General features: G+C 36.2%; 23 protein-coding genes. 7 read left to right on the top strand and 16 right to left on the bottom strand.

Annotation, left to right across the window (positions count from 1 at the left end; translation table 11 throughout):
* Positions 1-18: 18 nt before the first annotated feature.
* Both AC2A07_RS12390 and AC2A07_RS12385 read right to left on the bottom strand, forming a co-directional pair.
* Complete coding sequence (locus AC2A07_RS12390) at positions 19-1605, bottom strand: patatin-like phospholipase family protein (RefSeq protein ID WP_484050676.1); 1587 nt, start codon at positions 1603-1605, stop codon at positions 19-21.
* Between the two features lie 288 nt (positions 1606-1893).
* Positions 1894-2793 carry a magnesium transporter CorA family protein gene (locus AC2A07_RS12385; protein WP_484050675.1) on the bottom strand — a complete coding sequence of 300 codons (900 nt, stop codon included), beginning with the start codon at positions 2791-2793 and terminating at the stop codon, positions 1894-1896.
* A gap of 78 nt (positions 2794-2871) precedes the next feature.
* Here AC2A07_RS12385 and AC2A07_RS12380 point away from each other — a divergent pair, with 78 nt between their 5' ends.
* Complete coding sequence (locus AC2A07_RS12380) at positions 2872-3894, top strand: 3-oxoacyl-ACP synthase III family protein (RefSeq protein ID WP_484050674.1); 1023 nt, start codon at positions 2872-2874, stop codon at positions 3892-3894.
* Positions 3895-3986: 92 nt separating this feature from the next.
* Here AC2A07_RS12380 and AC2A07_RS12375 read toward each other — a convergent pair whose 3' ends face one another.
* The 4 genes from AC2A07_RS12375 to AC2A07_RS12360 all read right to left on the bottom strand — a co-directional run bounded on the left by AC2A07_RS12375 (position 3987) and on the right by AC2A07_RS12360 (position 6580).
* Complete coding sequence (locus tag AC2A07_RS12375) at positions 3987-5147, bottom strand: thioredoxin family protein (RefSeq protein WP_484050673.1); 1161 nt, start codon at positions 5145-5147, stop codon at positions 3987-3989.
* 162 nt (positions 5148-5309) lie between these two features.
* The gene (locus AC2A07_RS12370) at positions 5310-5567 is read right to left on the bottom strand and encodes a hypothetical protein (protein WP_484050672.1); all 258 of its coding nucleotides are present in this window, start codon (positions 5565-5567) and stop codon (positions 5310-5312) included.
* 82 nt (positions 5568-5649) lie between these two features.
* Positions 5650-5862 carry a cytochrome C551 gene (locus AC2A07_RS12365; RefSeq protein WP_314498037.1) on the bottom strand — a complete coding sequence of 71 codons (213 nt, stop codon included), beginning with the start codon at positions 5860-5862 and terminating at the stop codon, positions 5650-5652.
* 319 nt (positions 5863-6181) lie between these two features.
* The gene (locus tag AC2A07_RS12360) at positions 6182-6580 is read right to left on the bottom strand and encodes a DUF7674 family protein (RefSeq protein WP_484050671.1); all 399 of its coding nucleotides are present in this window, start codon (positions 6578-6580) and stop codon (positions 6182-6184) included.
* A gap of 397 nt (positions 6581-6977) precedes the next feature.
* Here AC2A07_RS12360 and AC2A07_RS12355 point away from each other — a divergent pair, with 397 nt between their 5' ends.
* The 4 genes from AC2A07_RS12355 to AC2A07_RS12340 all read left to right on the top strand — a co-directional run bounded on the left by AC2A07_RS12355 (position 6978) and on the right by AC2A07_RS12340 (position 12070).
* Positions 6978-7991 (top strand): nucleoid-associated protein, encoded by a 1014-nt coding sequence (locus AC2A07_RS12355; protein WP_484050670.1) that lies wholly within the window; start codon positions 6978-6980, stop codon positions 7989-7991.
* 218 nt (positions 7992-8209) lie between these two features.
* Positions 8210-10417 (top strand): ATP-binding protein, encoded by a 2208-nt coding sequence (locus AC2A07_RS12350; RefSeq protein ID WP_484050669.1) that lies wholly within the window; start codon positions 8210-8212, stop codon positions 10415-10417.
* Positions 10418-10430: 13 nt separating this feature from the next.
* Positions 10431-10982, top strand: coding sequence for a biliverdin-producing heme oxygenase (locus tag AC2A07_RS12345; RefSeq protein WP_484050668.1), 552 nt, complete (start codon positions 10431-10433; stop codon positions 10980-10982).
* Between the two features lie 161 nt (positions 10983-11143).
* Positions 11144-12070, top strand: a complete 927-nt coding sequence (locus AC2A07_RS12340) for a malate dehydrogenase (RefSeq protein ID WP_314498028.1) — start codon at positions 11144-11146, stop codon at positions 12068-12070.
* Between the two features lie 204 nt (positions 12071-12274).
* Here AC2A07_RS12340 and AC2A07_RS12335 read toward each other — a convergent pair whose 3' ends face one another.
* The 6 genes from AC2A07_RS12335 to AC2A07_RS12310 all read right to left on the bottom strand — a co-directional run bounded on the left by AC2A07_RS12335 (position 12275) and on the right by AC2A07_RS12310 (position 17240).
* Positions 12275-12664, bottom strand: a complete 390-nt coding sequence (locus tag AC2A07_RS12335) for a RidA family protein (RefSeq protein WP_484050667.1) — start codon at positions 12662-12664, stop codon at positions 12275-12277.
* A gap of 83 nt (positions 12665-12747) precedes the next feature.
* Positions 12748-13329, bottom strand: a complete 582-nt coding sequence (locus AC2A07_RS12330) for a Crp/Fnr family transcriptional regulator (RefSeq protein ID WP_484050666.1) — start codon at positions 13327-13329, stop codon at positions 12748-12750.
* Positions 13330-13333: 4 nt separating this feature from the next.
* Complete coding sequence (locus tag AC2A07_RS12325) at positions 13334-13891, bottom strand: hypothetical protein (RefSeq protein ID WP_484050665.1); 558 nt, start codon at positions 13889-13891, stop codon at positions 13334-13336.
* A gap of 16 nt (positions 13892-13907) precedes the next feature.
* A complete protein-coding gene (locus AC2A07_RS12320) occupies positions 13908-15269 on the bottom strand; it encodes a glycine-rich domain-containing protein (protein ID WP_484050664.1) in 1362 nt (453 codons plus the stop codon).
* Between the two features lie 107 nt (positions 15270-15376).
* Positions 15377-16285, bottom strand: coding sequence for an NAD(P)/FAD-dependent oxidoreductase (locus tag AC2A07_RS12315; RefSeq protein WP_484050765.1), 909 nt, complete (start codon positions 16283-16285; stop codon positions 15377-15379).
* 244 nt (positions 16286-16529) lie between these two features.
* Positions 16530-17240 carry a hypothetical protein gene (locus AC2A07_RS12310; protein WP_484050663.1) on the bottom strand — a complete coding sequence of 237 codons (711 nt, stop codon included), beginning with the start codon at positions 17238-17240 and terminating at the stop codon, positions 16530-16532.
* A gap of 307 nt (positions 17241-17547) precedes the next feature.
* Here AC2A07_RS12310 and pafA point away from each other — a divergent pair, with 307 nt between their 5' ends.
* Entirely contained in the window at positions 17548-19191 is a 1644-nt protein-coding gene (pafA, locus tag AC2A07_RS12305) for an alkaline phosphatase PafA (protein ID WP_484050662.1), read from the top strand.
* Between the two features lie 140 nt (positions 19192-19331).
* Here pafA and AC2A07_RS12300 read toward each other — a convergent pair whose 3' ends face one another.
* The 4 genes from AC2A07_RS12300 to AC2A07_RS12285 form a co-directional block, all read right to left on the bottom strand.
* Positions 19332-19637, bottom strand: coding sequence for a barstar family protein (locus tag AC2A07_RS12300; RefSeq protein ID WP_314498017.1), 306 nt, complete (start codon positions 19635-19637; stop codon positions 19332-19334).
* Between the two features lie 359 nt (positions 19638-19996).
* Positions 19997-20482, bottom strand: a complete 486-nt coding sequence (locus tag AC2A07_RS12295) for a ribonuclease domain-containing protein (protein ID WP_484050661.1) — start codon at positions 20480-20482, stop codon at positions 19997-19999.
* Positions 20483-20981: 499 nt separating this feature from the next.
* The gene (gene nadE, locus AC2A07_RS12290) at positions 20982-21773 is read right to left on the bottom strand and encodes an NAD(+) synthase (RefSeq protein WP_484050660.1); all 792 of its coding nucleotides are present in this window, start codon (positions 21771-21773) and stop codon (positions 20982-20984) included.
* A 14-nt stretch (positions 21774-21787) separates the two neighbouring features.
* Positions 21788-22318, bottom strand: a complete 531-nt coding sequence (locus tag AC2A07_RS12285) for a GNAT family N-acetyltransferase (RefSeq protein ID WP_484050659.1) — start codon at positions 22316-22318, stop codon at positions 21788-21790.
* 118 nt (positions 22319-22436) lie between these two features.
* Between AC2A07_RS12285 and gldB the strand changes: the two genes are divergently transcribed.
* Complete coding sequence (gldB, locus tag AC2A07_RS12280) at positions 22437-23423, top strand: gliding motility lipoprotein GldB (RefSeq protein WP_484050658.1); 987 nt, start codon at positions 22437-22439, stop codon at positions 23421-23423.
* Positions 23424-23479: the final 56 nt, after the last annotated feature.

Below are 23479 nucleotides of genomic sequence, written 5' to 3'. Positions count from 1 at the left end.
AGAATTTTACGGTCCAAATCATCCCACTGTCGGAGTATCCTCCTCTTTCAGAATCTTTTTTTCTTTCATGGCGACCATCATTCTTTCATATTTATACTGTGCCCAGTCAAATTGATTCATAAAATCAAGGGCGGCCATAAACCCTGCATTGAAAAGCTGTTCTTTTTCCTCTCTTTTCATAAAGAAATTAAGCCAGCTGCTTGTGCCGCAGTTTACGGTTTTGATGCTGTAAATATTGTAGAAGGAGTATTTGTTCAGAAAGGTTTTGTCATTAAAACCTTTTAATGTTCCGATGATATTTCCGGCATAGGAGAATGGCGTTTTCAGAATCTCCTGACTGGTTTTCCCTTTTTGCCCTGATACTTCAGAATCGCTGGTCAGCTGTACACCAAATAAGGGAAGTCTGGGATAAAAGATATCATTCATGTGAAAAAGATCAATCGGAAAATTGGACAGGGTGCCGCCGTCAATGAAAATTCCGACAGGATAAATATCTTCTTTTTGGGTGTTCATCCAGAATTTCCAGGCATACTTCACCGAGTCATCATCTTTGTTGATCAGTTTCTGCATGGGCTCAAAGAAGAAAGGGACGGACATCGACGCACGCACAAATTCAGCAGGGCTTATGTGTTTCAGTTCTTCTTCCGACCAGTAAAGATTGGCCATTGTAGGCAGCTCGACTTTTATCTTCGCATTGATATCCGTTGTAATCACGATGTATTCAGTCTGCAGTCCGTAGAAAGGATTGTTTTTATAATAATCGTTGTTCTCTGTGCTTTCAAAAAAAATACGGTAGCGGGTTTCATCGATATGTTCAAGATGATTCATTTTGATCTCCTCAATTCCGTTGAGGGCATTGGTGTAGTATTCCATGCCATTACCATAACGGTAACTGAGATTCATTTTATATTCTTTCTGAACAAATTTCTTATTGAGTTCGGCCACTGTTTTAATACCGAATCCCTTCATGACTTCGGTCATCTGGCTGAGGAAAACATTTCCGGGATTCAGTCCGCTGTTGCTTTTCCTGAAATCGTTATAGAATTTTTTGAAACCTATCAATCCGATAATCACAGGAATCAGGGGGATCAAAAAAAGAAGCTTTGCGTTAAGAATGGTTTCTGATGAAATGATGAGAGGCAGTGCAATGAGAATCACCATGATGACCGCAATGATGATCCCATTGATTTTAATGAAATTTTTATTACTCAGCAACGCATGAATTGTGGTTCTGACGTAATTTTTGCCATCTATAAAATCAGAAAAGTCCCAATTAAAGAGAATCTCTTTAATGACATCTCCCTTGGCTTCTTCTTTCGTTTTGCAGGCAGCAATGAGCATCGTATTAATTGCTCCTGCGCTTGTTCCTGCTACTTTAAGAAAACGGATGCCGAAGATTTCCAGTGCATAGAGGTAACCCACCAGCGCGCTTCCCCAGACACCGCCGCCTTCCTGTACAAATTCGATATACTGATTGCCTTCAGCATCAAGAAGGTCGGAAAATTCTTTGGTTGAAATATTTTCATGTAAAGCAGTAAGCTTTTCTCTGGCATCTCCTGAAAGTACGTCTTCCTCAAGGATTTTTTGAAGGATTTCGGGTTTCATTATTTTGGTTTGGTGTTTTGTTTTTAGTTAATTGCGCTAAAGCTTTTAAAAAGAAATTTTCTTTTCCCCGAACCTAAAGGGAGGGGGATTTCTTAAATTTATCAAAATTACACCCTTTAGGGTTGGGGAAATTAATTTTAATGAATCTTAACTATCTATTAAATTTTAAAAATGTTTTCAAACAATTTATAACTTTAAAATTCTTGTGCCTTATCGTTTTAAATATAAAATTCTCATAGCGTCTTTACGTTTAACAAAGTAATTTCTGTTTTTTCCCTCGCAAATGAACTACCACTGTTTTCTTCTCGCATAGATGAAAGTACAGATCACAATCACAGCCATAAGTCCCAAGGTGTAAAAATAACCATGTTTGGTATGCAGCTCAGGCATATTATCGAAGTTCATTCCATAGAGCCCGGCGATAAATGTGATGGGTAAAAAATAGACCGAATAGATGGCCAGAACTTTCATGACCTGGTTTGCCTTTTGGTCAGATAAGGCAAGAAACATGGAAATTAAATTGGTTAACTGTATATTTAAATGATCAAAATCAGCAACAACATCCTTCTGTTTATCCTTCAGGTCGACTATTTCAGAATCTTCCAGATTTAACAGTTTAAATTTATCGATTGCGTCATTGGAAATGGTTAAAACCCTTGAGTTGAGCCCTGATTTTCTTTTCAGTTTATAGAGCCTCCGGATCTGGTTGGTATGGTTGGTATTCTTCAGGAAAATCTCATTCTCAATATTGTCCATTGTTTCAAACAGGCTGATGGCCTCGTCATCAAAACTTTTCATAATGACCAGGGAAATCATGAGTGCTATCTTATGTGGGTGGGTATCTTGTGAACTGGCTGTAAGTTCTTTTTTGGTTTCTGCAATACTTTTTGCCTTCATCCGATGCACGGTGATGATGGTTTTCTCTAAAAGGAAAATTCCGATTTTCGTACTGATGTCACTGATGGTGTTGAGGTTTTTACGCTCAAGTTCTGTACTTTCGCGCAGAAGGAAAAATTTTACATTCCCATCCTCTTCGTATTTTGGTAAATGATTGGGATCTAAGGTATCTTCCAGAAGAAGATTGTTGATCTCATATCTTTCGTGCAGATATTTCATATCTTCATCCGTAGGAGCTTCTACGTCTATCCATTCGCATCCCGGATCTCTGTAAATTGTATTGATAGGCATTCAGTAAAAATACTATTAATTTTAAAAAAAACGATGTGTAGAATAAAGTTTTATCTTTACCAAAATTAAACAGACTATATGATTAAAAGTACAATAAAAGGGATCGGATTTCATGTTCCGGATCATGTTGTCACCAATGATGATTTAGCGAAATTAATGACCACCAATGACGAATGGATTACAGAGCGGACGGGCATCAAAGAGCGAAGACACAGGATCAACAGGAATGATGCTCAGGAAACGACAGCATATTTAGGCTTTAAAGCTTCTGAAAAAGCGATTCAGCAGGCAGGATTAACTGCAAAGGATATTGATTATATTGTCTTCGCAACCCTTTCACCGGATTATTATTTTCCAGGTTGTGGAGTGCTGCTTCAGGATATGCTGGGTTGTGATACGATTGGTGCTCTGGATGTAAGAAATCAGTGTTCAGGTTTTGTTTACGCGATGAGTGTTGCCAATGCATTTATTAAATCAGGAACTTATAAAAATATTTTGGTAGTAGGTGCTGAGGTTCATTCTTTCGGTCTCGATTTTTCAGATGAAGGAAGGGGAGTCTCCGTCATTTTCGGAGATGGTGCAGGTGCCATCGTACTGTGTGCGTCAGAAGATGAAAAGGCAGGAGATATTTTAGCGATGAACATGCATTCAGAAGGGAAATATGCTGATGAACTGTGTACGCAGTTTCCCGGCTCAAAATATGGCTGGAGTGACAGGATGAGAAAAGAACCTGAAAATGTGACCGATAGGGAAGTATATCCTATTATGAACGGAAATTTCGTGTTTAAACATGCCGTTACAAGATTTCCTGAAACGATGATGGAAGCTTTAGATAAAGCAGGAAAAAAAGTTGATGACCTCGATATGTTTATTCCTCACCAGGCCAACCTCCGCATTGCGCAGTATGTGCAGCAGAAATTCGGACTGCCGGACGAAAAAATTCATAATAACATCCAGAAATACGGAAATACAACGGCAGCCTCTATTCCAATTGCATTGAGTGAAGCGATCGAACTTGGAAAAGTGAAGCGGGGAGATCTGGTTCTTCTGTCTGCATTTGGAAGTGGATTTACCTGGGGAAGTGTTTTGTTTGAGTATTAAAATTTTTTTAGGTCTTTTCTTCCTAGATCAATAAATAAAAATTCCGCTGAAATATATTTCAGCGGAATTTTTATATTTAAGATGAAATCAGTTTATAAACTCTTCAGTATCTTTTCTGTGTCTGCAGTATCTTCACCTGCGGCTTTTCCTAATGCAATAGATTTTTCAGCCCATAGTTTTGCATTTTTCTTATCACCGACTTTGTTGTAAAGATTAGCCAATGTATCTGTGTTGGCATAATTTTCATTTTTCTTTACAGATTCCTGAGCCCATTTTACAGCAGTTTCCAAAGAAGATTTTGTATTGACGTTCTCGAAGAAGTTCCAGGCAACCGAATTTAATTCTTCTGAACTTGCTGCAGAATAATCTTTATAAACCTCCAGGGTCATTTTCTCGTAAGTAGCAAAATCCTTGTCCTTTAAAGCTCTGCTTGATTTTGCTCTTTTCAAAAGTTTCTCAGATTCTTCTTTAGACAGGAATTTTTGAGTTTCAGTTAGAAAATAAGCATCGTTCCATTTTTTTGTGTCGGCACTGTAGGTTTTTTTCATAATGGTATTCAGCTTAATATTCTTATCTACCATTTCATAACGTTCAGCCGGCATAACTTTGATGATTTCTTCTTTCTTATTTTGGAAAATCTTATATAAAGGACTTTCTGTACTCTGAGTTCCCGCAAGAATCATCTGAACATCATCCTGGTCCAAAGAAGTTTTTGCGCTCAGGTAACGGTCCAGAACTCTTCCTGCAAAATCTGCATCATTATAGATGGTTAGTCCTGCAAGGTTTTTTAAAAACTCAGGATCTTTTTCCCCTTTTTCAAATTTCTGTTTCAGGGCGGTCAGCCTTTTATTAGGATCTTCAGCATCTTTTGCAAACTGGATGAAATCCTTCTCTTCAACATATCCTAAAGTTCTGTGAACTTCTTCCCCGTCCCCATTGATAAATAAATAAGTGGGAAAGGCTTTGACATTGTATTTTTTCGCCAGGTCGATTCCTTCGCCTTTTTCCATGTCAATTTTAGCATTGATGAAATGTGCATTATAATGATCACCGACATCCTTCAGGGGAAAGATGTTTTTCACCATCAGTTTGCAAGGTCCGCACCAGACTGCGTAAGCATCAACGAAAATCAATTTGTTTTCTTTCTTTGCTTTGGCCAGAAGGCTTTTAAAGCTGCCTTCTTCGAATTTGATCCCTTGTCCGAACACAGTCACGGCAAGGAATATAAATGATAGTATTGCTGTTTTTTTCATGAATTTTTTTATTGAATACAAATGTAATAATTAAGTCAATGCGAGTGCTTAAAATTATTAAAAATTGAAATTCTGAAAGGTAATTGAATGAAAGTATCGAAAATTTTAAGAAAAATGGATTTATTAAAGAAAAAATCCACAGAAATTTCTGTGGATGATGAATTATCTTGATCCCCCGCCGGTTTTATTGGGTGGGTTTTTTTGATAGTTTGTAGGGGTCTCTGTAGAATCTTTTGGGATATTGGCCTCACTTCCGGTTCCAGGATTCTGTTCTGAATTTGCTACTGCAGAATCTCCCATGTCATTTCTCATTGCGTCTTTATCATGCTCTGCTTTAAACTCTTCACGGTTTTCTTTTTTCTGAGCACAGCTTCCTAAAAACAGTAAGCCTGCAACAGCTGCTATCCATAATTTTTTCATAGTATTTCTTTTAATGTTTTGATAATCAAATATAAAAAAATCCACAGAAACTTCTGTGGATTTTCATTCTTTCAATAGACATTTATCTTGTAGCCGGAGTTGATACTGAATCTACTCTTGCTGAGTCCATTGGAACCGTAGCTGTAGCTGTTGTATCAGCCATATTGGTTGATGCAGCCGGTGCTACGTCCATTGCCGTTGAATCTGTGTCAGTTGCAGACATCTGTTTTTCTTTTGTTCCACAGCTTGCTGCCATGAATCCTATTCCTAAGGTTAACAAAACTAACTTTTTCATAATATTATTTTTTAATGGTTTAAACAGGTATTCAATAACTATTCCGAAAACATATTATTTATTATTAATTATATAATAAAAATAATAAATTATTGTTAAAATTAATTAAATTGCTAAAGGTGAATTGTTTACAGAAATGAATTTTATGTGACTACAACTGGAAAAGTAACAGTGCTGTTATAAGGATCGTTTAATACTGTGGATCTTCAAAGTAATGATTTATACGGATAAAAGCAGTGTATTGATTTTGGGAATAGATAGTGATATCGGTTAAAAAATCGCGCCCAGGCTGAAAGCCTGAGCGCGGTCTATATAGAATTTAACTTTTCTTAAACATGATTTCGTCCAGTCGGGTCTGGTTATGATAAATCTGCTGAAACTCAATCGGCATATACTCATAGAGAATATTCCATTGATGGATGTCTGTATGTTTTTTCAGACTTCCGAATGATCGGATAAATAGATTTTCAATGATATGTTTTACATTGAATGTCCCGTTTTTGTAAAGCCATTCCATCATTCTGATGTTTCTGTTTACAATATTGATCTTTGATTCCTGTAGAAGGACTTTTAAATAATCAACAGTAGACTGTATGATGGCCGGAAAATTATTCTCTGCAGAAAGCTGGGCTATCTCGTTCTGAATGGATGGATAAAATATTTTTAAATGCTCAATTGCCTGAGTTTCATTGATCGTATCCGCTTCAAAATTCTTCATTGTTAAAATATTTTTAAACATTTGAATAGTATCTAAAAGTGTACCAAATTGTCATCAGATTTAATAATGACCGATTCTTTTTAAATCCGGAATAAAAAAGAATTGTATTTTTTTTAAATGCTTGATTTTGAGTATTTTAAGTGGTCTTATGAATCTGATCTCTGAGGTAACTGCCTGATTATTAAAGCTGATTTTTTGGGACAGATTTCGTAATTATGTAACAAAACCGTCAAAATATGTAATGAACATGTTGATAAGTTCATCAGGGACATGCATATGAGTTTTAGTAATAATTTATCCCGTAATATTGTCACTAATTGAAGCGAAATTTATCAGGATATTTTTTGTCATTTTAATCCTCAGATTGAATATCTTTGCAGTCCACAAAAAATCAAAGATGTTTACAAAAATTGCAGTACACAGAGTAGGAAATAAAATTAACGGAGAATCCCTGATTCTGTCTCAGGAAGAGCTTCAGCTTGATGAGGGGACTGTTGAAATGCTGGAAAATTATTTTTTGGGTTCATTCAAAACAGAAGAGACTTATCAGTTCTACAGTGATTCTTATTTGGTCAATAATCCGGTATTCAGTTCGGTATCTGAAATTTTTGAAGATAAAAGCAAGTTCCTCTGGGAATCTGAAAATCTTGCAAAACATCTTTTTGAAGCCGCTGAAAATCCAAGAGTTCAGGGTGGGGAATTATTTGTAGTTTACTTTGAAGATGATCGGGAAGGTGATGAGAAGGTGGATAAAATAGGAATTTTTAAAACTGAAAAAAGAGAATCATTCCTTAAAATTTTCCCTCAGAACGAGTCATTTGAAATTGACAGAGATCAGGGCATCAGCCTTTCTAAAATTGATAAAGCTGCATTGATTTACAACAGTAGTAAAGAGAGCGGTTACGTACTCTCTGTAGTTGATAACAATAAAAACGGTGATATGTATTACTGGTTTGAAGATTTCCTGAAAGTAAAACAGCGTGATGATGAATATTTTCATACCCAGGAAGCATTGATGGTTTACAAAGATTATATCACCAAGCAACTTCCTCAGGAATTTGAGGTATCAAAGGCAGATCAGGCAGATTTTCTGAATCAGTCCATTAATTTTTTCAAAGAAAAAGAAGAATTTAAACTTGATGATTTTGCAGCTGAAGTTTTAAAAGATGAGCATGTAATAGAAAGTTTCAATAATTATAAAACAGATTATGAACAGGAAATGCAAATCAATATTGCAGAAGAATTTCCTATCAGCGAAGCGGCAGTGAAAAAAACGCAGAGACATTTTAAAAGTATCATTAAACTGGATAAAAACTTCCATATTTACATTCATGGAGACCGGAAAATGCTGGAACAGGGTCAGGATGAAAAAGGTAAATTTTATATGCTGTATTTTGACAAAGAAGTTTAGACCTGTTATGCGGGAACAAACCGATTTACACAGTTCTGAAATCAAAATATTTGTTGTAAATTTAATATTTCATATTGAAAAAGCATGTTTGAATGCGTTAAAATATAATTAATAAATTATAATCTTTATTAATTATTATTATAAATATTATATCATATACCACAAAGTTATTTTCAATTATAAAAAATAGTTAACTTTGATATCTTTAAGTGTTATTTATGAATTTTGTTGAATGTCATGAAGAGCCCATCCACATTCCGGGCTACATACAAAGTTTTGGGTATCTGATTGGCATCGATGCAATATCCCATACCATTACTTTTTTCAGTGAAAATATTACCGATATTTTCGCTTTTGAAAATTCTGAAGATTTTTTCGGGAAGAAAATTACAGATTTCCCGGAGTTATTCCATGCAATTTTGACTTCCGATGTTTTCCAGTCTCTGGAGAATCTTACCAAAAGAGAGAATGAAACGTACTTCGATAAAATTTTTATCAGAGAAAAAGAGTTTCACTTTTCCGTTTTTAGAAGTCAGAACCAGATTTTTCTGGAGTTCGAAGCTCAGTTAAAAAACCCAGGGAAAAGGATTACCAATAAATATGATAATTTTTACATTATTGATAATGATCAGGAAATCTGGAATCAGCTTCTAAGTACACTTTTTAATATTATCAACTATGACCGTATCATGGTTTATAAATTCATGGAGGACGGTTCAGGAAAGGTGATTGCAGAAAAAACCAATGATAATTTAGAAAGTTATCTCGGCTTGCATTATCCTGAATCGGATATTCCCAGACAGGCACGCGAACTCTATAAAAAGAAAAGAAAAAGAATCTTCAGCAATGTCTATTCAGAGCCTGTAAAGGTGATCAGTAAAACGCTTGACAGCATTGATCTTACATTTTCAGGATCCCGCGCAATGTCTCCCATTCATGGACAGTATATTAAAAATTCCGGTGCTTCCTCAAGTTTCAGTATATCGATTATTATTGAAGACAAGCTTTGGGGACTGGTAACCTGTCAGAATTCTGAGCCTAAGCATATTGATCTGGAAGATCGTGTTCAGGCAGGGATTTTCACAGTTTTAGCATCAAATGCCTATTCATCGTTCAGATCAAAAAAAGAATTGGATTACCGTTTGGATTTGAGCTTAAAAGCTTCGCATCTCAAAGCTGAATTTCTAAAATACAATACCTTATTTGAATCGCTGGTTGAAAATAAGTCAGAGATAAGAAACCTTCCTGAAGCTGACGGTCTCGCAGTAATTTCAGAAAATTTCGTCGTTACCGACGGGATAACACCGCAACGTGATACGGTACAGAAAATTGTTGACTGGGCTTATCAGAATACAGAAGAAACAGTTTTTATCAGCCGCAGTTTTCTAAGAGATTTCGGAGATGCGCTTGATCTTGATGATACTGCCGGCGGAGTCGTAATTTACTTTGTTGAAAGAAGTAAAAAAGAGCTGCTGATCTGGTTCAGAAAAGAATTTGATGATCATATCAACTGGGCAGGAAATCCGGAAAAGAAAATAGGTGTCTTTTCCCAAAATGGAGAAGAAAGAAATATCGTGTCTCCAAGAACCTCTTTTGAAACTTTCAAAGAAGATATCAAGGGATGCTCTAAAAGATGGAACAGCCGGAACGAAATTGCTGTACAGTCAGTACGGGATGTCATTTTAGAAACTTCACATAAACAGTATATCACCATTAAAAGGCTGAATGAACAGCTTAAAAAAGTGAATGAAGAACTCGACAGCTTTTCTTACACGATTTCGCATGATCTTGGAACTCCTTTAACAGTCATGAAACTGAATGCACAAATGTTGCTGAAAAGCCTTTCAGATACTTCAGATAAAAACAAACACAAGATCACGTCGATCATTGATGAAATCGACAGCATGGCTGAGATGATGAATGATGTACTGCAGTTAAGCAGAGCCAAGCACAGCGAAATTGAGCTTGATAATATCGAAACTCAGCAAGTTATAGAAAAGATTACCGAAAATGCCAAGCTGACTTTTGACAGCCCGGAGAGTATAGTAGTGATTAAAGAATGTCCAAATGTTTTAGCAGATAAAACCCTTCTGCATCAAATATTTCTTAATATTATCAACAATGCCATTAAATATTCCTCAAAACAGGAACATCCTGAAGTAGTGATTGAAGGATCAGAAGCAGGTGAGCAGGTGATCTACAGGATAACAGATAATGGGATCGGAATTCCTGAATCTGAAAAACACAGAATGTTTAAGATTTTTAACAGGATGGATAATGCCAGAAAATTCAAAGGAAATGGAATCGGTCTTTCCATAGTTCACAGAATTATGAGCAGGATTGGCGGAAATGTTGACTATGAAAGTAATAATAACGGAACTTGTTTTATTCTAACGTTTCAAAACCCTAAATTTGTGAAACTTTAAATGTAAAACAACAATGGTATCTGAATATCTTAAACAAAACACTGCTGAATTTCATGATGCAGCCGAAAAACTATTTAGTTCTGATAAAATTTTCAGTAAAACGTTTACTCTTGATGATTACAAAAAAATCATCAGCACCAATTATCTGATGCTTCTTCACAGTGAAGATAAAATATTCAGCAGTCTCTCTGAAAACTTTTCTGAAAAGCTTAAACTGGATCAGAGAGTAAAACTTCCATTGATTGAAAAGGATTTGTCAAGCCTTTCTTTAGAGAACCAGGCGCCAAGCCACAATCTGGAATTTGCCAATGAACATGAAGCATTGGGAGCCATGTATGTGATCGAAGGGTCTACTTTAGGCGGAAATGTAATTGCGAAGCAGCTTTCCAGAACTGAGGGTTTTGAAAAAGTGACGTTCAACTTCTTCGGATGTTATCAGGAAAATACAGGACCGATGTGGAAAAACTTTAAAGAGGTTTTGGACACCGAAGTTACTGAAGAAAACTACAATGAAGTATTGACAGGTGCTAAGAAACTATATACGTTTTTACTCAACGTTAATTAATATACTCAAATAATAATTAAAATTCCCGAAAGATTGCCCAATTTTTCGGGAATTTGTACATTTGGGAAGCAAAAATTAAGACTGACAAATAATAATCAAATAGTATCATTATGAAACTGTAAAGTTTCATAATATCATTTAAAACAATAAATCAATATATTATGAAAGTAACTGTAGTAGGTGCAGGCGCTGTAGGAGCAAGTTGTGCAGAATACATCGCAATGAAAGACTTCTGTTCAGAAGTGGTTTTAGTAGATATCAAAGAAGGTTTTGCTGAAGGAAAAGCAATGGATTTGATGCAGACTGCATCTCTGAACGGATTTGATACCAAAATTACCGGTACAACGGGAGATTACAGTAAAACAGCAGGTTCTCATGTAGCAGTGATCACATCAGGAATCCCAAGAAAACCGGGAATGACCAGAGAAGAATTGATCGGTATCAATGCAGGGATCGTAAAAGAAGTTACTGAAAACTTAGTGAAAAACTCTCCTGAAGTAATCATCATCGTGGTTTCTAACCCAATGGATACGATGGCTTACCTGGTACACAAAACTTCAGGTCTTCCTAAGCACAAAATCATCGGTATGGGAGGTGCTTTGGATTCTGCAAGATTCAAATACAGACTGGCTGAGGCTTTAGAAGCTCCAATCTCTGATGTGGACGGTATGGTGATCGCTGCACACAGTGATACGGGAATGCTTCCTTTATTAAGCAAAGCGACAAGAAACGGAGTTCCTGTAACTGAATTTCTTGATGACGAAAAACAGAAATATGTCATTGAAGAAACAAAAGTTGGCGGAGCTACATTAACTAAACTGTTAGGTACTTCAGCATGGTACGCACCGGGTGCTGCAGTTTCTGTAATGGTTCAGGCTATCGCTTGCGATCAGAAGAAAATGATCCCTTGTTCATTAATGCTTGACGGAGAATACGGTGAAAGCGATATCTGTTTAGGTGTTCCTGCAATTATCGGTAAAAATGGTGTTGAAAGCATTGTAACGATTTCTTTAACAGAAGAGGAAAAAGCTAAATTCGCTGAAGCTGCTAAAGCAGTAAGAGAAGTAAACGGTGATTTGAAATTTTAATTTTAAACATTCCGCATAAATGAACCGCGCGCCCAAAGGGCGCGCGGTTTTTTCAGTTTAATTCCCTGATAGAGTATTCCTCTAACTATCTTATTCTTTTTAAAAAAATGCAATAAAAAGAAATGCGTTGTTTAAATTTGAACAGAGTCCGGTTTTAGACTGACCACAGATAAAAGATCAAAATAATGCCGTTTTTAAACAGAATTATTTCACAACAGTAGCTTCCATCTCCACCTTCAGCGTTTCAAATAATGTTTTAACTTCGATCACGGTGCTTGCCTGCTGAATACCGTGTTGCGTTATCCAGCTTTGCCACAGGTCAAAATTTTCGAAAAATGCGGGATGATCTGTGGTATAGACATTGAGGCGGACAATATTTTTAAGTTCAAAATCTGCTTGTACAATAACTTTCTCAAGATTTTCCAGGGTTTTAATGATTTGCGTCCTCATATCAGAATTGCTGGTGATTCCGTTATCGTCTATTGCTGTCTGTCCGGAAACATACAGGGTACTCTGAACATTTTTTACTTCTACAGCCTGTGCATAATTTCTATCGTCCTGCCAGGTCCAGGGATTGATGATTCTTTTTTCCATGTCTGAATATATTTTTAAATTAAACAAGGGAACAAAGTTCGGCAGAACAGAAAAATTATTTGGGTGACCTGTATCACTATTTATCATTTCTTCAGACCGGATTCTACATACAGCCTGCTTAATGTCTCCCTGGAGAGTCCTAAATAGGCAGCCAGAACAGTTTTAGGAATTCGCATGACAAGAGTTGGGTAGTATTTCAGAAACTGCTCATAGCGCTCTCTGGCGTTCATGGTCATCAATGAGAGAATCCTTCTTTGACTGGTGATATGTCCGCCGATTGATTTTTTAAGAAAGAAACCGGTCATGAGGGGAACTTCGGTCAGAAGTGTCTGGTAGTTCTCAAATGAGAGCTTTAGAACTACAGTATCTTCCAGACATTGCAGGGACTGAGTCGCTTTGGTCTGTGAATAAAATGCCATATAATCTGTTTCCCACCAGTCTTCCATAGAAAAAGAAATAATATGTTCTTTTGCCTCCCTGTCACTGTAAAATAATTTTAAAAGACCTGAAACGATAAAATAAACATATTCTACCTGATCGTTTTCATGGATGATTATCTCTCTTTTTTTAAAATGTTCTTCTTCAAAAAAAGAACATGTTTTTTTAACCTCATCATCGGAAAGGGCTACCGTTTTCTGAATATGCGTTTTAAGAATATGATTCATATTTTCATCCTTCAAAATCTCCGCAGTCATGCTCTTTAAATATGTTGATCAGTTTCTCTGTAGTATAGAATTCTGAAATTCTCTTATTCTGAACTTCTGGCTCTCTGCCTTCTGTTGAAAGTTGATAGATAGGTTCGTTTTCAACTTTTGTCAGGATAAAAACAATTTCAGAAGTCTCTATTTTCAAAATGTTTCCCGTTTTCTTATACTTAAAATCTTTGAAACGTTCAAAATCATTTTTATCACAAATATTCACAAGGTCAAAATTCTTTGTGCTGATTTTGAGAACAGCAAGATCGCATGCGTAACAGTTTCCACTGAATTCTATTCCGTATTTTTTAAAGACATCTTTATTTTTAGAGTCTTTGAGTTCTATGGGTACGAGCCTGCTGTATTCTGACAGATCAATATCGTGAATTTCTTTTGAAGTTGTTCCCGCTGTATTCTCAGATTGAGAAATCTCTTGAGAATTCTTGACTTTTTCTTCGCTTTTTTTATTTTCATCCTTGCAGAAAGTCACTGATAGCAGAAGACTCAGATAGAGAGGAATTATCTTTTTCATATATTTTTAAATTTAGTTAATCTCCACCGCACCCTCCGCATGAACTTCCGCCACAGGATGAATCTGAGGAAGACGAAGTGCTGCAGTCTCCGCCCGGACTGTCAGATGCAGGGCCTGACCGGCTGGTGAGAGGAGCAAATGAAGTTGTCAAAACTGCTGTTCCCAGCAGAAAATAACTCCACTGCCAATTGCTGTCTGTATTTCTTTGTGGTAGAATGACTTTTCGATAAACATCAGGCAGAATTTTCGAACTGAACAGGTTGGTAATACGGAATAAATAACCGATCATAAAAAAAAGGAGAATGATCACCACAAAACTAATCTGTACAACAGGTTTGTCCCGCAAAACTCCGGTGATGATCCGAAGAAATCCAAACATGATAACAGATAAAAGAATAATGTAATTGAAGATAAATAAATTCCCGAAAACTCTCGATCCGTTAATGTACTTTTTAAGAGCATCCATTGATCTGACCGTATTTGAAAATACAGGTTTTGTGATAAGCTGAGAAAGAAAATTGGGATAGGAAGTTTTTCCCAGGTCATGTAAAAGATCAATGACCTGCCTGTGTTCCCTTGACTGGACCGAAGCAGGATTATTGGAACTTATAGTCTGATCTTTATTGATTATTATAGAATAATTATCAATCAGTTCGTTGACCGTTCCCATGATCACGGTTGAAATATTGCTGCTTTTCAGATAGATCAGTTCATAAGGCTGAAGGTCGAAAATAAAAGAATCGTGATCAAACCGATGCAGAGTCATGCTGGCTTTTCGTCGGTTATACCATTCAAGTCCACACAGAGTAAGTATAATGACCACGATATATATAATAATAAAATCAGGATTTTTGATGCTGAGATACAATGGTTTCATTAAAAAGTAGAGTGGGACGGAAAGAATCATGAAAGCTGATATTCCGATCATTACAGCAGTCCGAAGTTTAAATTTTGACTTTCTGAGATGAAGACTTTCAAACGGTCCGGCATATTTCCAGATGCTTACCGGCTGTTTTCCAAAATGAAGTTCATACAATTCTGCCGTATGGGTCTTAGCGAGTTTAAATTTTGTAAAATCATTTTTATCATGGGTAGAAGGAATATGCTGAATCTGTTTCCCTAAGATCCTGCACAGTTCATGATAGGATTTTGTAAAAATCAGGTGCTGATGCCAGACCTTGTCAACAGTTTCCGATGGAGACACCATGATCTCTGAAACTGCAGCCAGGTACATGAATTTTTTATATTCTAAAATTGCCTGCCTCGTAAAATTTTGAGTCCAGTAATTTTCGCAGGCCAGCCTGAGTGTAAAATCATATTCACTGGGAGGATGATCAAAGTCAAACTGTTCGATTTTTTTCCAGAGATCTTTATTCATTATGATTTTTGAATCTTGAACTTAAAGATAAGTATTTTAATTCCGGAACAATCTGAATTTTTTAAAATTCAGTTAAAACTTCTTGTGGCCCCTGAATGCCTGTGATTCTAAAAACAGTCGGTCACCAATTCCATATTGACCATAACTCCGGCTACATTTCCCGTCATTACGGCATTTGAAACCGATCGCATCATTGAAGCACTGTCGCCGCAGACAAAAAGTCCCGGGATATTGGTTTTCTGAAACTGATCTGTTTTCAGGTGACCGGATTCTGTAAATTCACATCCTAATTCTTTAGGGATATCAGAATGCTGATGAAAAGGCAGAGCTGCATAAACTGCTTCGAAACTGATCTCTTTACCATCAGAAAACAGTAAGCTTTTGACATAACCACTTTCATGTTTTAATTCCGAGATCTCAGTTTCAATGATCCCGATCTTATTGTTTTCTAGTTTTTCCAACTGCTCTGCACTGAAATTTGCTTTTCCCCTGGTCAGAATCGTTACATCTTCAGTTAAATTTTTAACAAGGGATGAAATATGAACGGCTCTGTCTCCATTGGCAATGACAGCCGTCTTTTTATGGCGGTATTCATAGCCATGACAGTAAGGACAGTGGATCAGCGATATGCCCCAGGATTCTCTGAAGCCTGTGATGTCCGGAATTTCATCAACAATTCCGGAAGCAACGATCAGTTTCCTGGAATTGAATTTCTGACCATTTTCTACCGTAATTTCAAATCCGGAGTCTGTTTTCTGAGTTGAAACCGCTTGTCCGTTATAAAATTCTACAGTGTCATATTCTGCAACCTGGTTTTTAGCAATAGCTGAAATTTCAGCAGGCGGGCTTCCATCCTGTGTTAGAAAATTATGAGAATGGGGTGTCTGAATATTGCAGGGTTTTCCTGAGTCGATGACCAGAGTCTTTCTTAGGGATCTTCCTAAAGACATTGCGGCAGAAAGTCCGGCATAGCTTCCGCCTATGATAATCGCATCAAACAGTTTATTTTCATTCATAATTATAAGATTTTCAGATTCGTAATCTTCATCTGAGTCACAGGGAAACGGATTAAATTTTCTCGGATCAATTTCCAAAGTTAACATAATTTTTCATTATTGCAATAAAGTCGCATTAATAACTTGGCGCAGGCAATTTATGCCAGGCGTTTGATTACTGATCATTATTGTATTTTTGTATGGATAATGAATAGAAAAACCTCTGCAATGATATACAGAGGCTTAGTACTTCTTATTGATCAGGTTACTTCTTTTTTGAATTTATGGAGTCTGATTCAGACTTTCCTTCCATGATAGACATTTTATTTTCAAAGGGTTTAGATTCTAAAATCGTGATGCTAGTCTGTTCTTTTCCGAGATTAAACTGTACAAAAACGTTTTTCTCAGCAGTCCGGATAATGTAGGTATTGACATTTTTCCAGTTATTACAGGAATGCATATATCCTAAATTATAAGCCTCGGGATCCTCTTTTTTAAGACGCTCCTCTTCGCCCTCTCTCAATGGTTCTCCTGTATTGATTTTAACCCCGCCAACATTTTTGATCAGTTCATCAAAACTTCTCTGAATTTCAAGGGGTGAGAATTTTTTATCTTTATTCTCTTCGGAAATTCTGATTTCAGCTTTATATGTTTTTCCTTCCATTGCTGTGTAGCTTCCATGGTCATAAAAATATTCTTTATCAAAATCCTTGGTTTGCCCTTCACCGTGATAGGAACTTGGATCTGTATAAGTATATCCTTCAGGAAGTTTAAAATAGGGGAAAGTTCCGTTAAATTTATCAGTGATGGGAATTTTAGTGATGTTGTAACCTGTATCTGAAATTACTTCTTCCGAATTTTGTTCGGTTTTGGAAACAGTATCTGAATCCTGCAGAGATATGTCAGATTCTGCCTTCTTACTGCACGACCATAGCGTAAGCGCTGCTAAAGCACTACTTAAAAGGATTTTCTTCATATTTAATAACGTGAGAGGTGTAGTTATGCTTTTTTATGGCATCAAAATTAGTGCTAAAAATAATAAATGGAGATTAAAATTATGTTAAATGATGAGGGATGACGAGCCATTTCAAACAGATTTTCTCTCATTTTCCACGTATGCGAGATAAACATTGTCTGTACGATTATCTTTTAATTTCAATATTGATGTACATATTCATTACCTTTTACATTTACGATCAATTGACGGACTCAATAATTAATTAAAATTTCACACGCCGAAACTTTCAAAACCTGTAAATTTGTGGACACAAAAAAGTTATTCAATGCTAAGGAAAATTACGATCGCTGCAGTCACTTTTGTCTCTTTAATGACTGTCCATGCTCAGAAAAATAAAAAAACACAGTTAGAAAGACCAAAATTGGTGGTAGGTTTAGTGATCGATCAGATGAGGTGGGATTATCTCTACCGTTTTTATGAAAAGTATGGTGATGATGGATTCAAAAGAATGCTTAGCAAAGGTTTCTCCTTTAACAATGTGATGATACCTTATGTTCCTACAGTTACTGCGATTGGGCACACTACAATTTATACAGGTTCTGTTCCTTCCATCCATGGTATTGCAGGAAATGACTGGACTGACAAGGCAACCGGAAAAAACGTTTACTGCACAGCAGATTCAGAAGTAAAAGGAGTGGGAACCAACGATAAAGTAGGAGGGCACTCTCCAAAAAATCTATGGAGTACCACGATCACGGATCAGTTGAGAATAGCGAGCAATTTTCAGTCAAAAGTAGTGGGTGTTTCACTTAAAGACAGAGCATCCATTCTGCCTGCAGGTCATAATCCTACAGGAGCATTCTGGTTTGATGAAAATACAGGAAATTTTGTAACCAGTACGTATTATATGCAAAGTCTTCCGGGTTGGGTGAATCAGTTTAATGAGCAGAAATACGCTGAGAAACTTGTTGCCAACGGATGGAATACTTTGTTACCGATTAATCAGTATACAGAAAGTACCAGAGACGACGTCCCATGGGAAAAACCTTTGGGTACTGCTAAAAGTCCGACTTTCCCTTACAGCAACCTGGCGGCCGATTATGCTGTCAATAAAGGAGTTCTAAGAACTACTCCTTTCGGAAATTCCTATACTTTAAAATTTGCCGAAGCAGCTATTGACGGATATCAGCTAGGACAGGATCAGGTTACGGATTTTCTTGCCATCAATGTAGCATCTACCGATTATGTAGGACATGCCTATGGACCCAATGCTATCGAAGTTGAAGATACGTATCTGAGGTTGGATATTGAGCTGGCAAATTTTTTCAAAATACTGGATAAAAAAGTAGGTGATGGAAATTATCTGGTTTTTCTTTCTGCTGATCACGGAGGCGCCCACGCTGAAGGATATATGAAAGAGAATAAAATGATGACCGGATTTTTTGATGATGGAATGGAAAAAAATCTTGGTGCTGAACTGGAAACAAAATATGCATCAAGCAAACTGATTTTAGGAATTGACAATTACCAGATTTATCTTAACCATCAATTGATTCAGGAGAAAAAGCTGGACGAAACTGCTATTAAAAAAAGCATCATTGAGAATCTGAATAAAGATCCACGCGTTTTGTATGCAGTTGATTTAAAAGAGGTAGGAAGCTCCGCGATTCCTGAACCTATAAAAACCAGAGTCATCAATGGATACAACTGGCAGCGAAGTGGAGATATACAGATCGTATCACATGACGGGATGCTTCCGAATTATGCTAAAAAAGGGACAACCCACAGTGTCTGGAATTCTTATGACGCTCATATTCCTTTACTTTTTATGGGCTGGAAAGTTCCACACGGGGAAAGTAATGCACAACATTTTATGACCGATATTGCACCCACCATTGCTCAGTTTTTAAGAATTGAAAATCCAAGCGGAAACGTTGGTCAGCCTCTGACTGAAGTGTTAGGAAGATAAATATGATTTATTATATCATTAAAAGCCCCACAAAAATATCTTGCGGGGTTTGTTTTTTTATAACTGAATTGAAAAGAGTGATTCAAGATAAAATCTGAAACATATAATTTCATCAGAATTATATCTCTTCAAAACGTATTTTACTGCTCTTCAGTTTCCTCTTCCTCATCATCATACTGCTCCAGATAGTAGGCGAAAGAAAAATCTTCTACTTCATCTTCGACATCTTCCAGTGTAGTTAAAAGGTCTTCAAAGATTTCAAGCTGATCAACGCTCATATTTACAAACTCTAAATGCAGAGGCAGTTTTATTTCGCCTGAAATAACATCTGAAAGCGCATCAAGATTATCTCCGAAATGTTCAGGAAGCTGTACCTTATCTTTTAACTGTGCATAAAAATCTTCATAATCTCCAAGATCTGCAAAGTCAATGTATACTGTGTTCATCGTTTTTTTATTTATTAATGTGCAAATGTAGCAGTTTATCAGTTATCTGGTCATGTAATTTATATCAATCAGGTATCGAATTGGTATATTATTTAATTTAATATAATTGTTCCACTCTCAGCATTATTACATTTCTACATTATCGAAATTGTTATTTTATTACATTTTGAAATCGTTAAATTGTTCCACTGCCGACATTGTTCATTTTAAATCATTAATCATTAAATTTTTACATTATTGACATTGCTATATTATTACATTATTAACATTGTTCCACTGTCCAAATTGTTACATTGTTCCATTGGCCTCACTATTACATTGTTCCATTAATAAAATTGTTCCATTTTAGAATTACATTATCACAGTTTTTCAAAACTTCTGTAATGGTTTCTGCTCAGATAGACCTCACCCTCTTTGGTGAAAACGATTCGGTCTGCATTTCGGTTTCCACAGTGGTAATTGACGTCTGCTTCAAAATACTTTTTGTTGGGCGGAAGTTGTTTTTCCCGGTTGCTGAAGTGATCTCCACCGATTACTTTTCCGGGCAGAACTTCACAGAGATTTCCCTTTGAGGGGTTCCAGCCTTCTTTTTTAGCTTCGTTTTTTGTGATGTAATAATCAGGGAGGTGATGATTTTGTTTTACATAATCGATAACGGTTGTCGCTTTGGATAATTCATCAATTGAATGGTTGTTTTCCGGTTTTTTTTCAGAACCTTGCCCTACCTTTTCTGTTTTTGTACCGATTTTTTTCTCCGCAATAAAATTATTGTAAATATACATGACAGACATTCCGAAAAGAAGTCCCATGCAGGCGAAAAGAAGCGAACGGATTTTAGAATTCATAGCTGAAATTTGGGGAGTGTAAATATAACAATGATTTTAATGTAACAGTTTAACAATGTGGGGAATGTAGCAATTTAATAATGAGTGTAATGTATCAATTTAATAATGGGGTAATCTATCAATTTAATAATGAGGATAATGTACCAGTTTAAAAGTTTGCTAAATGTAACAATGTTAGGTGTACTAATGTAGGAATATGACAATTTTAAAATGATCTAATGTAAATATGAAACAATAGAAAAATAAATAAAACAATACAATAATACCGAGTTGTAAATTAATTATTACACTACTGAATGATAAGATTGGTTCATGAAACTGCTACATTTATAAAGTTGATAAACTGTTACATTCCTCACATTGTTACATTAATAATATTAGTAAACTGTTACATTCACCATATTGCTACATTAATAAAATTGGTAAATTGTTACATTAATCACATTGTTACATTCCTCACATTGTTACATTAATCATATTATTGCACTATCTACCTCATTCACTCTCTCCACTCCTCATCAATATCACACACCGGAATAGGATTCATCTTATGCTGTGCTGCTTTGTGCATTCTTTCAAAAATAAGGAATACTTCCCGGTCACGGCCTTCGTAATCTTCAACAGTTTTTGTTCCCCATTCTTTCTGGATCTTTTCAAGTTCCGGATATGTTGCACCAATCTGCATCTCGTCAGTTCTTTCAGCATCCCAAAGTCCATCTGTTGGAATGGCTTCCTGAATATTTTTAACAAGATTCAGGGCTTTTGCCAATTCGTAGACTTCCGTCTTATAAAGGTCTGCAATAGGAGAGATGTCAACACCTCCGTCACCGTATTTTGTGTAAAAACCTATTCCGAAATCCTCTACCTTATTGCCGGTTCCGCAAACCAGGAGACCATTAATTTGTCCATAATAATAAAGAGTAAGCATTCTCAAACGTGATCTTGTATTGGCAAATGCCAGTTTTTCATTGGGAAACTTGTCATCATGCACATCAAAAGTTTTGTATAATTCCTCAAAAGCCGGTGTCAGATTGACGGACATGGCTTCAACATTGGGAAACTTCGATTTCAGATCATCCATGTGTTCCCAGGCACGGTTGACCTGATCTTCTTTCTGGCGGATCGGCATTTCAATCAAAAGCGTTTTCAGACCGGTCATTGCGGCAAGGGTAGATACCACTCCTGAATCAACACCTCCGGAAACTCCGATGACATAACCGTTAACTCCTGATTTTACGGCATAATCTTTCAGCCATTGTACAATATGATCAATTACTTTTTGTGTCTGCATTATATGAAAATTTATTATTTAAAATTCTGCTTTTTAAGTTCATACCAAAAACAAATTCCGTCCGGTTCTGTAAATTTACCTTTATTTTCAAACCCTAATTTCGTTAAAATACGATTTGAAGCGATATTCTCTGAATGAGCATTTGCGTAAATTACTTTAGCGTTAAATTGATTAAATCCAAATTCCAGTGAAGCCTCTGCTGATTCTGAAGCATAGCCTTTTCCCCAGACTTCGGGAAGAAATCTGTAACCGAGATCAAAAAAATTGCTGTGGCCGTTGATTTCTGCTTTATGCATCTTCAGCCCGCTCCAGCCGATGAGAAGTCTGCTCTCTTTTTCTATAACGGCAAGCCTTCCCAAACCATGATCTTCATATTGCTGTATAATCATCCTGATGACTTCTTGTGAATCTTCAAGTTTTGTAAGTGGAGGTGTTCCTATGTATTTCATCACCAAAGGATCAGAATCGAGCAAAAAAAGACGTTCATCATCATCTTTGACAAATTTTCGAAGTATGAGCCTTTCTGTTTCAAGGTAGATATCCATGTGTCCGGTACTATTATAAAGATTTTATTATAAGTCTGATAGCTACAAAAATTCCTTTTTCGGCAATAGTTTGTATTTATATCCTTATTTTTGTAAACTTAAATTTCATGTAAAAATAATGAAGATTTTTAGAATTGCAGCACTGTCATGCCTTTTAGTTTTAAGTTTGGAATCCTGTAAAAAAGAACAGGAAACTGAATGGAAAGTTGAAATAAAAAATCCTGCCGAAAAGGTAGAGGTGACCGATATATCAAAAGAATTTTATAATCAGAATGTTCCGTTAGAGCAATTTAAGGCAAAGTTTCCATGGTTTCAGGGAACCGTTGCTGATGAAGATTTCAGCAAAAGAAGAGCTGATGCGCAGGAAATAAAAATTTACAGGGAAGCCATCAGTAAAATCGATCAGAAGAAACTTCAGAATGAACTTCAGGATCTTTTTTCTCATATTAAATTTTATTTTCCACAGTTTAAAAGTCCGAAAGTTTTTCTTTTTTCATCAGCTTTACAGATGGTTCAGGATCCTCTTTTATATGATGATAAAACAAATTTTCTTTTTATTGATATTACCGGATTTATGGGAGATAAAAATCCGAATTATAAAGGATTGGAGCTGTATTTTCAAAAATCAATGAATCCGGGCAATATCGTTCCGAAAGTATCCAGAATGTTTGCTGAAAATATTGTTCCTTATACAGGAAACAGTCAGAAATTTATTGATCTGATGGTGTATAACGGGAAAATTATGACTTTACAGGATGCCTTTTTACCTGAAACTCCGGATTACCTTAAAATGGATTATACAAAACAACAGTACGATTGGGCCGCAGCCAATGAAGCCAATATCTATAATTATTTTGTTGAAAATAATTTAATTTTTGGAGATGATCACAGATTGGCAGAACGTTTTATTGCTCCGGGGCCGTTTTCCAAATTTTACACGGAAATTGACAACAACTCGTCTCCCATGGTTGGAATTTATACAGGTTGGCAGATTTGCAGGGAGTATTTTAAAAAGAAACCTGAAACCAAACTCACAGATTTCCTGAAAATGGATGCCACAGAAATTTTCAATCAGGCAGGTTACAAACCGAAATTAGAAGATTAGTAAGCTGATTATTCGATGATGAAGCCTCAAAAGGCAGAATCTAAATGAAATGCTTT

The sequence above is a fragment of the Chryseobacterium sp. HNCC26DJ238 genome (assembly GCF_057180465.1).
The sequence above is the reverse complement of the archived record's forward strand: the minus strand, read 5'-3'. Positions and strand labels throughout refer to the sequence as shown.

What these genes read in the sequence shown, in the direction of transcription:
- AC2A07_RS12390 (WP_484050676.1), bottom strand. Translation starts at nt 1,605, where the DNA reads ATGAAACCCGAAATCCTTCAAAAAATCCTTGAGGAAGACGTACTTTCA.
- AC2A07_RS12385 (WP_484050675.1), bottom strand. Translation starts at nt 2,793, where the DNA reads ATGCCTATCAATACAATTTACAGAGATCCGGGATGCGAATGGATAGAC.
- AC2A07_RS12380 (WP_484050674.1), top strand. Translation starts at nt 2,872, where the DNA reads ATGATTAAAAGTACAATAAAAGGGATCGGATTTCATGTTCCGGATCAT.
- AC2A07_RS12375 (WP_484050673.1), bottom strand. Translation starts at nt 5,147, where the DNA reads ATGAAAAAAACAGCAATACTATCATTTATATTCCTTGCCGTGACTGTG.
- AC2A07_RS12370 (WP_484050672.1), bottom strand. Translation starts at nt 5,567, where the DNA reads ATGAAAAAATTATGGATAGCAGCTGTTGCAGGCTTACTGTTTTTAGGA.
- AC2A07_RS12365 (WP_314498037.1), bottom strand. Translation starts at nt 5,862, where the DNA reads ATGAAAAAGTTAGTTTTGTTAACCTTAGGAATAGGATTCATGGCAGCA.
- AC2A07_RS12360 (WP_484050671.1), bottom strand. Translation starts at nt 6,580, where the DNA reads ATGAAGAATTTTGAAGCGGATACGATCAATGAAACTCAGGCAATTGAG.
- AC2A07_RS12355 (WP_484050670.1), top strand. Translation starts at nt 6,978, where the DNA reads ATGTTTACAAAAATTGCAGTACACAGAGTAGGAAATAAAATTAACGGA.
- AC2A07_RS12350 (WP_484050669.1), top strand. Translation starts at nt 8,210, where the DNA reads ATGAATTTTGTTGAATGTCATGAAGAGCCCATCCACATTCCGGGCTAC.
- AC2A07_RS12345 (WP_484050668.1), top strand. Translation starts at nt 10,431, where the DNA reads ATGGTATCTGAATATCTTAAACAAAACACTGCTGAATTTCATGATGCA.
- AC2A07_RS12340 (WP_314498028.1), top strand. Translation starts at nt 11,144, where the DNA reads ATGAAAGTAACTGTAGTAGGTGCAGGCGCTGTAGGAGCAAGTTGTGCA.
- AC2A07_RS12335 (WP_484050667.1), bottom strand. Translation starts at nt 12,664, where the DNA reads ATGGAAAAAAGAATCATCAATCCCTGGACCTGGCAGGACGATAGAAAT.
- AC2A07_RS12330 (WP_484050666.1), bottom strand. Translation starts at nt 13,329, where the DNA reads ATGAATCATATTCTTAAAACGCATATTCAGAAAACGGTAGCCCTTTCC.
- AC2A07_RS12325 (WP_484050665.1), bottom strand. Translation starts at nt 13,891, where the DNA reads ATGAAAAAGATAATTCCTCTCTATCTGAGTCTTCTGCTATCAGTGACT.
- AC2A07_RS12320 (WP_484050664.1), bottom strand. Translation starts at nt 15,269, where the DNA reads ATGAATAAAGATCTCTGGAAAAAAATCGAACAGTTTGACTTTGATCAT.
- AC2A07_RS12315 (WP_484050765.1), bottom strand. Translation starts at nt 16,285, where the DNA reads ATGAATGAAAATAAACTGTTTGATGCGATTATCATAGGCGGAAGCTAT.
- AC2A07_RS12310 (WP_484050663.1), bottom strand. Translation starts at nt 17,240, where the DNA reads ATGAAGAAAATCCTTTTAAGTAGTGCTTTAGCAGCGCTTACGCTATGG.
- pafA (WP_484050662.1), top strand. Translation starts at nt 17,548, where the DNA reads ATGCTAAGGAAAATTACGATCGCTGCAGTCACTTTTGTCTCTTTAATG.
- AC2A07_RS12300 (WP_314498017.1), bottom strand. Translation starts at nt 19,637, where the DNA reads ATGAACACAGTATACATTGACTTTGCAGATCTTGGAGATTATGAAGAT.
- AC2A07_RS12295 (WP_484050661.1), bottom strand. Translation starts at nt 20,482, where the DNA reads ATGAATTCTAAAATCCGTTCGCTTCTTTTCGCCTGCATGGGACTTCTT.
- nadE (WP_484050660.1), bottom strand. Translation starts at nt 21,773, where the DNA reads ATGCAGACACAAAAAGTAATTGATCATATTGTACAATGGCTGAAAGAT.
- AC2A07_RS12285 (WP_484050659.1), bottom strand. Translation starts at nt 22,318, where the DNA reads ATGGATATCTACCTTGAAACAGAAAGGCTCATACTTCGAAAATTTGTC.
- gldB (WP_484050658.1), top strand. Translation starts at nt 22,437, where the DNA reads ATGAAGATTTTTAGAATTGCAGCACTGTCATGCCTTTTAGTTTTAAGT.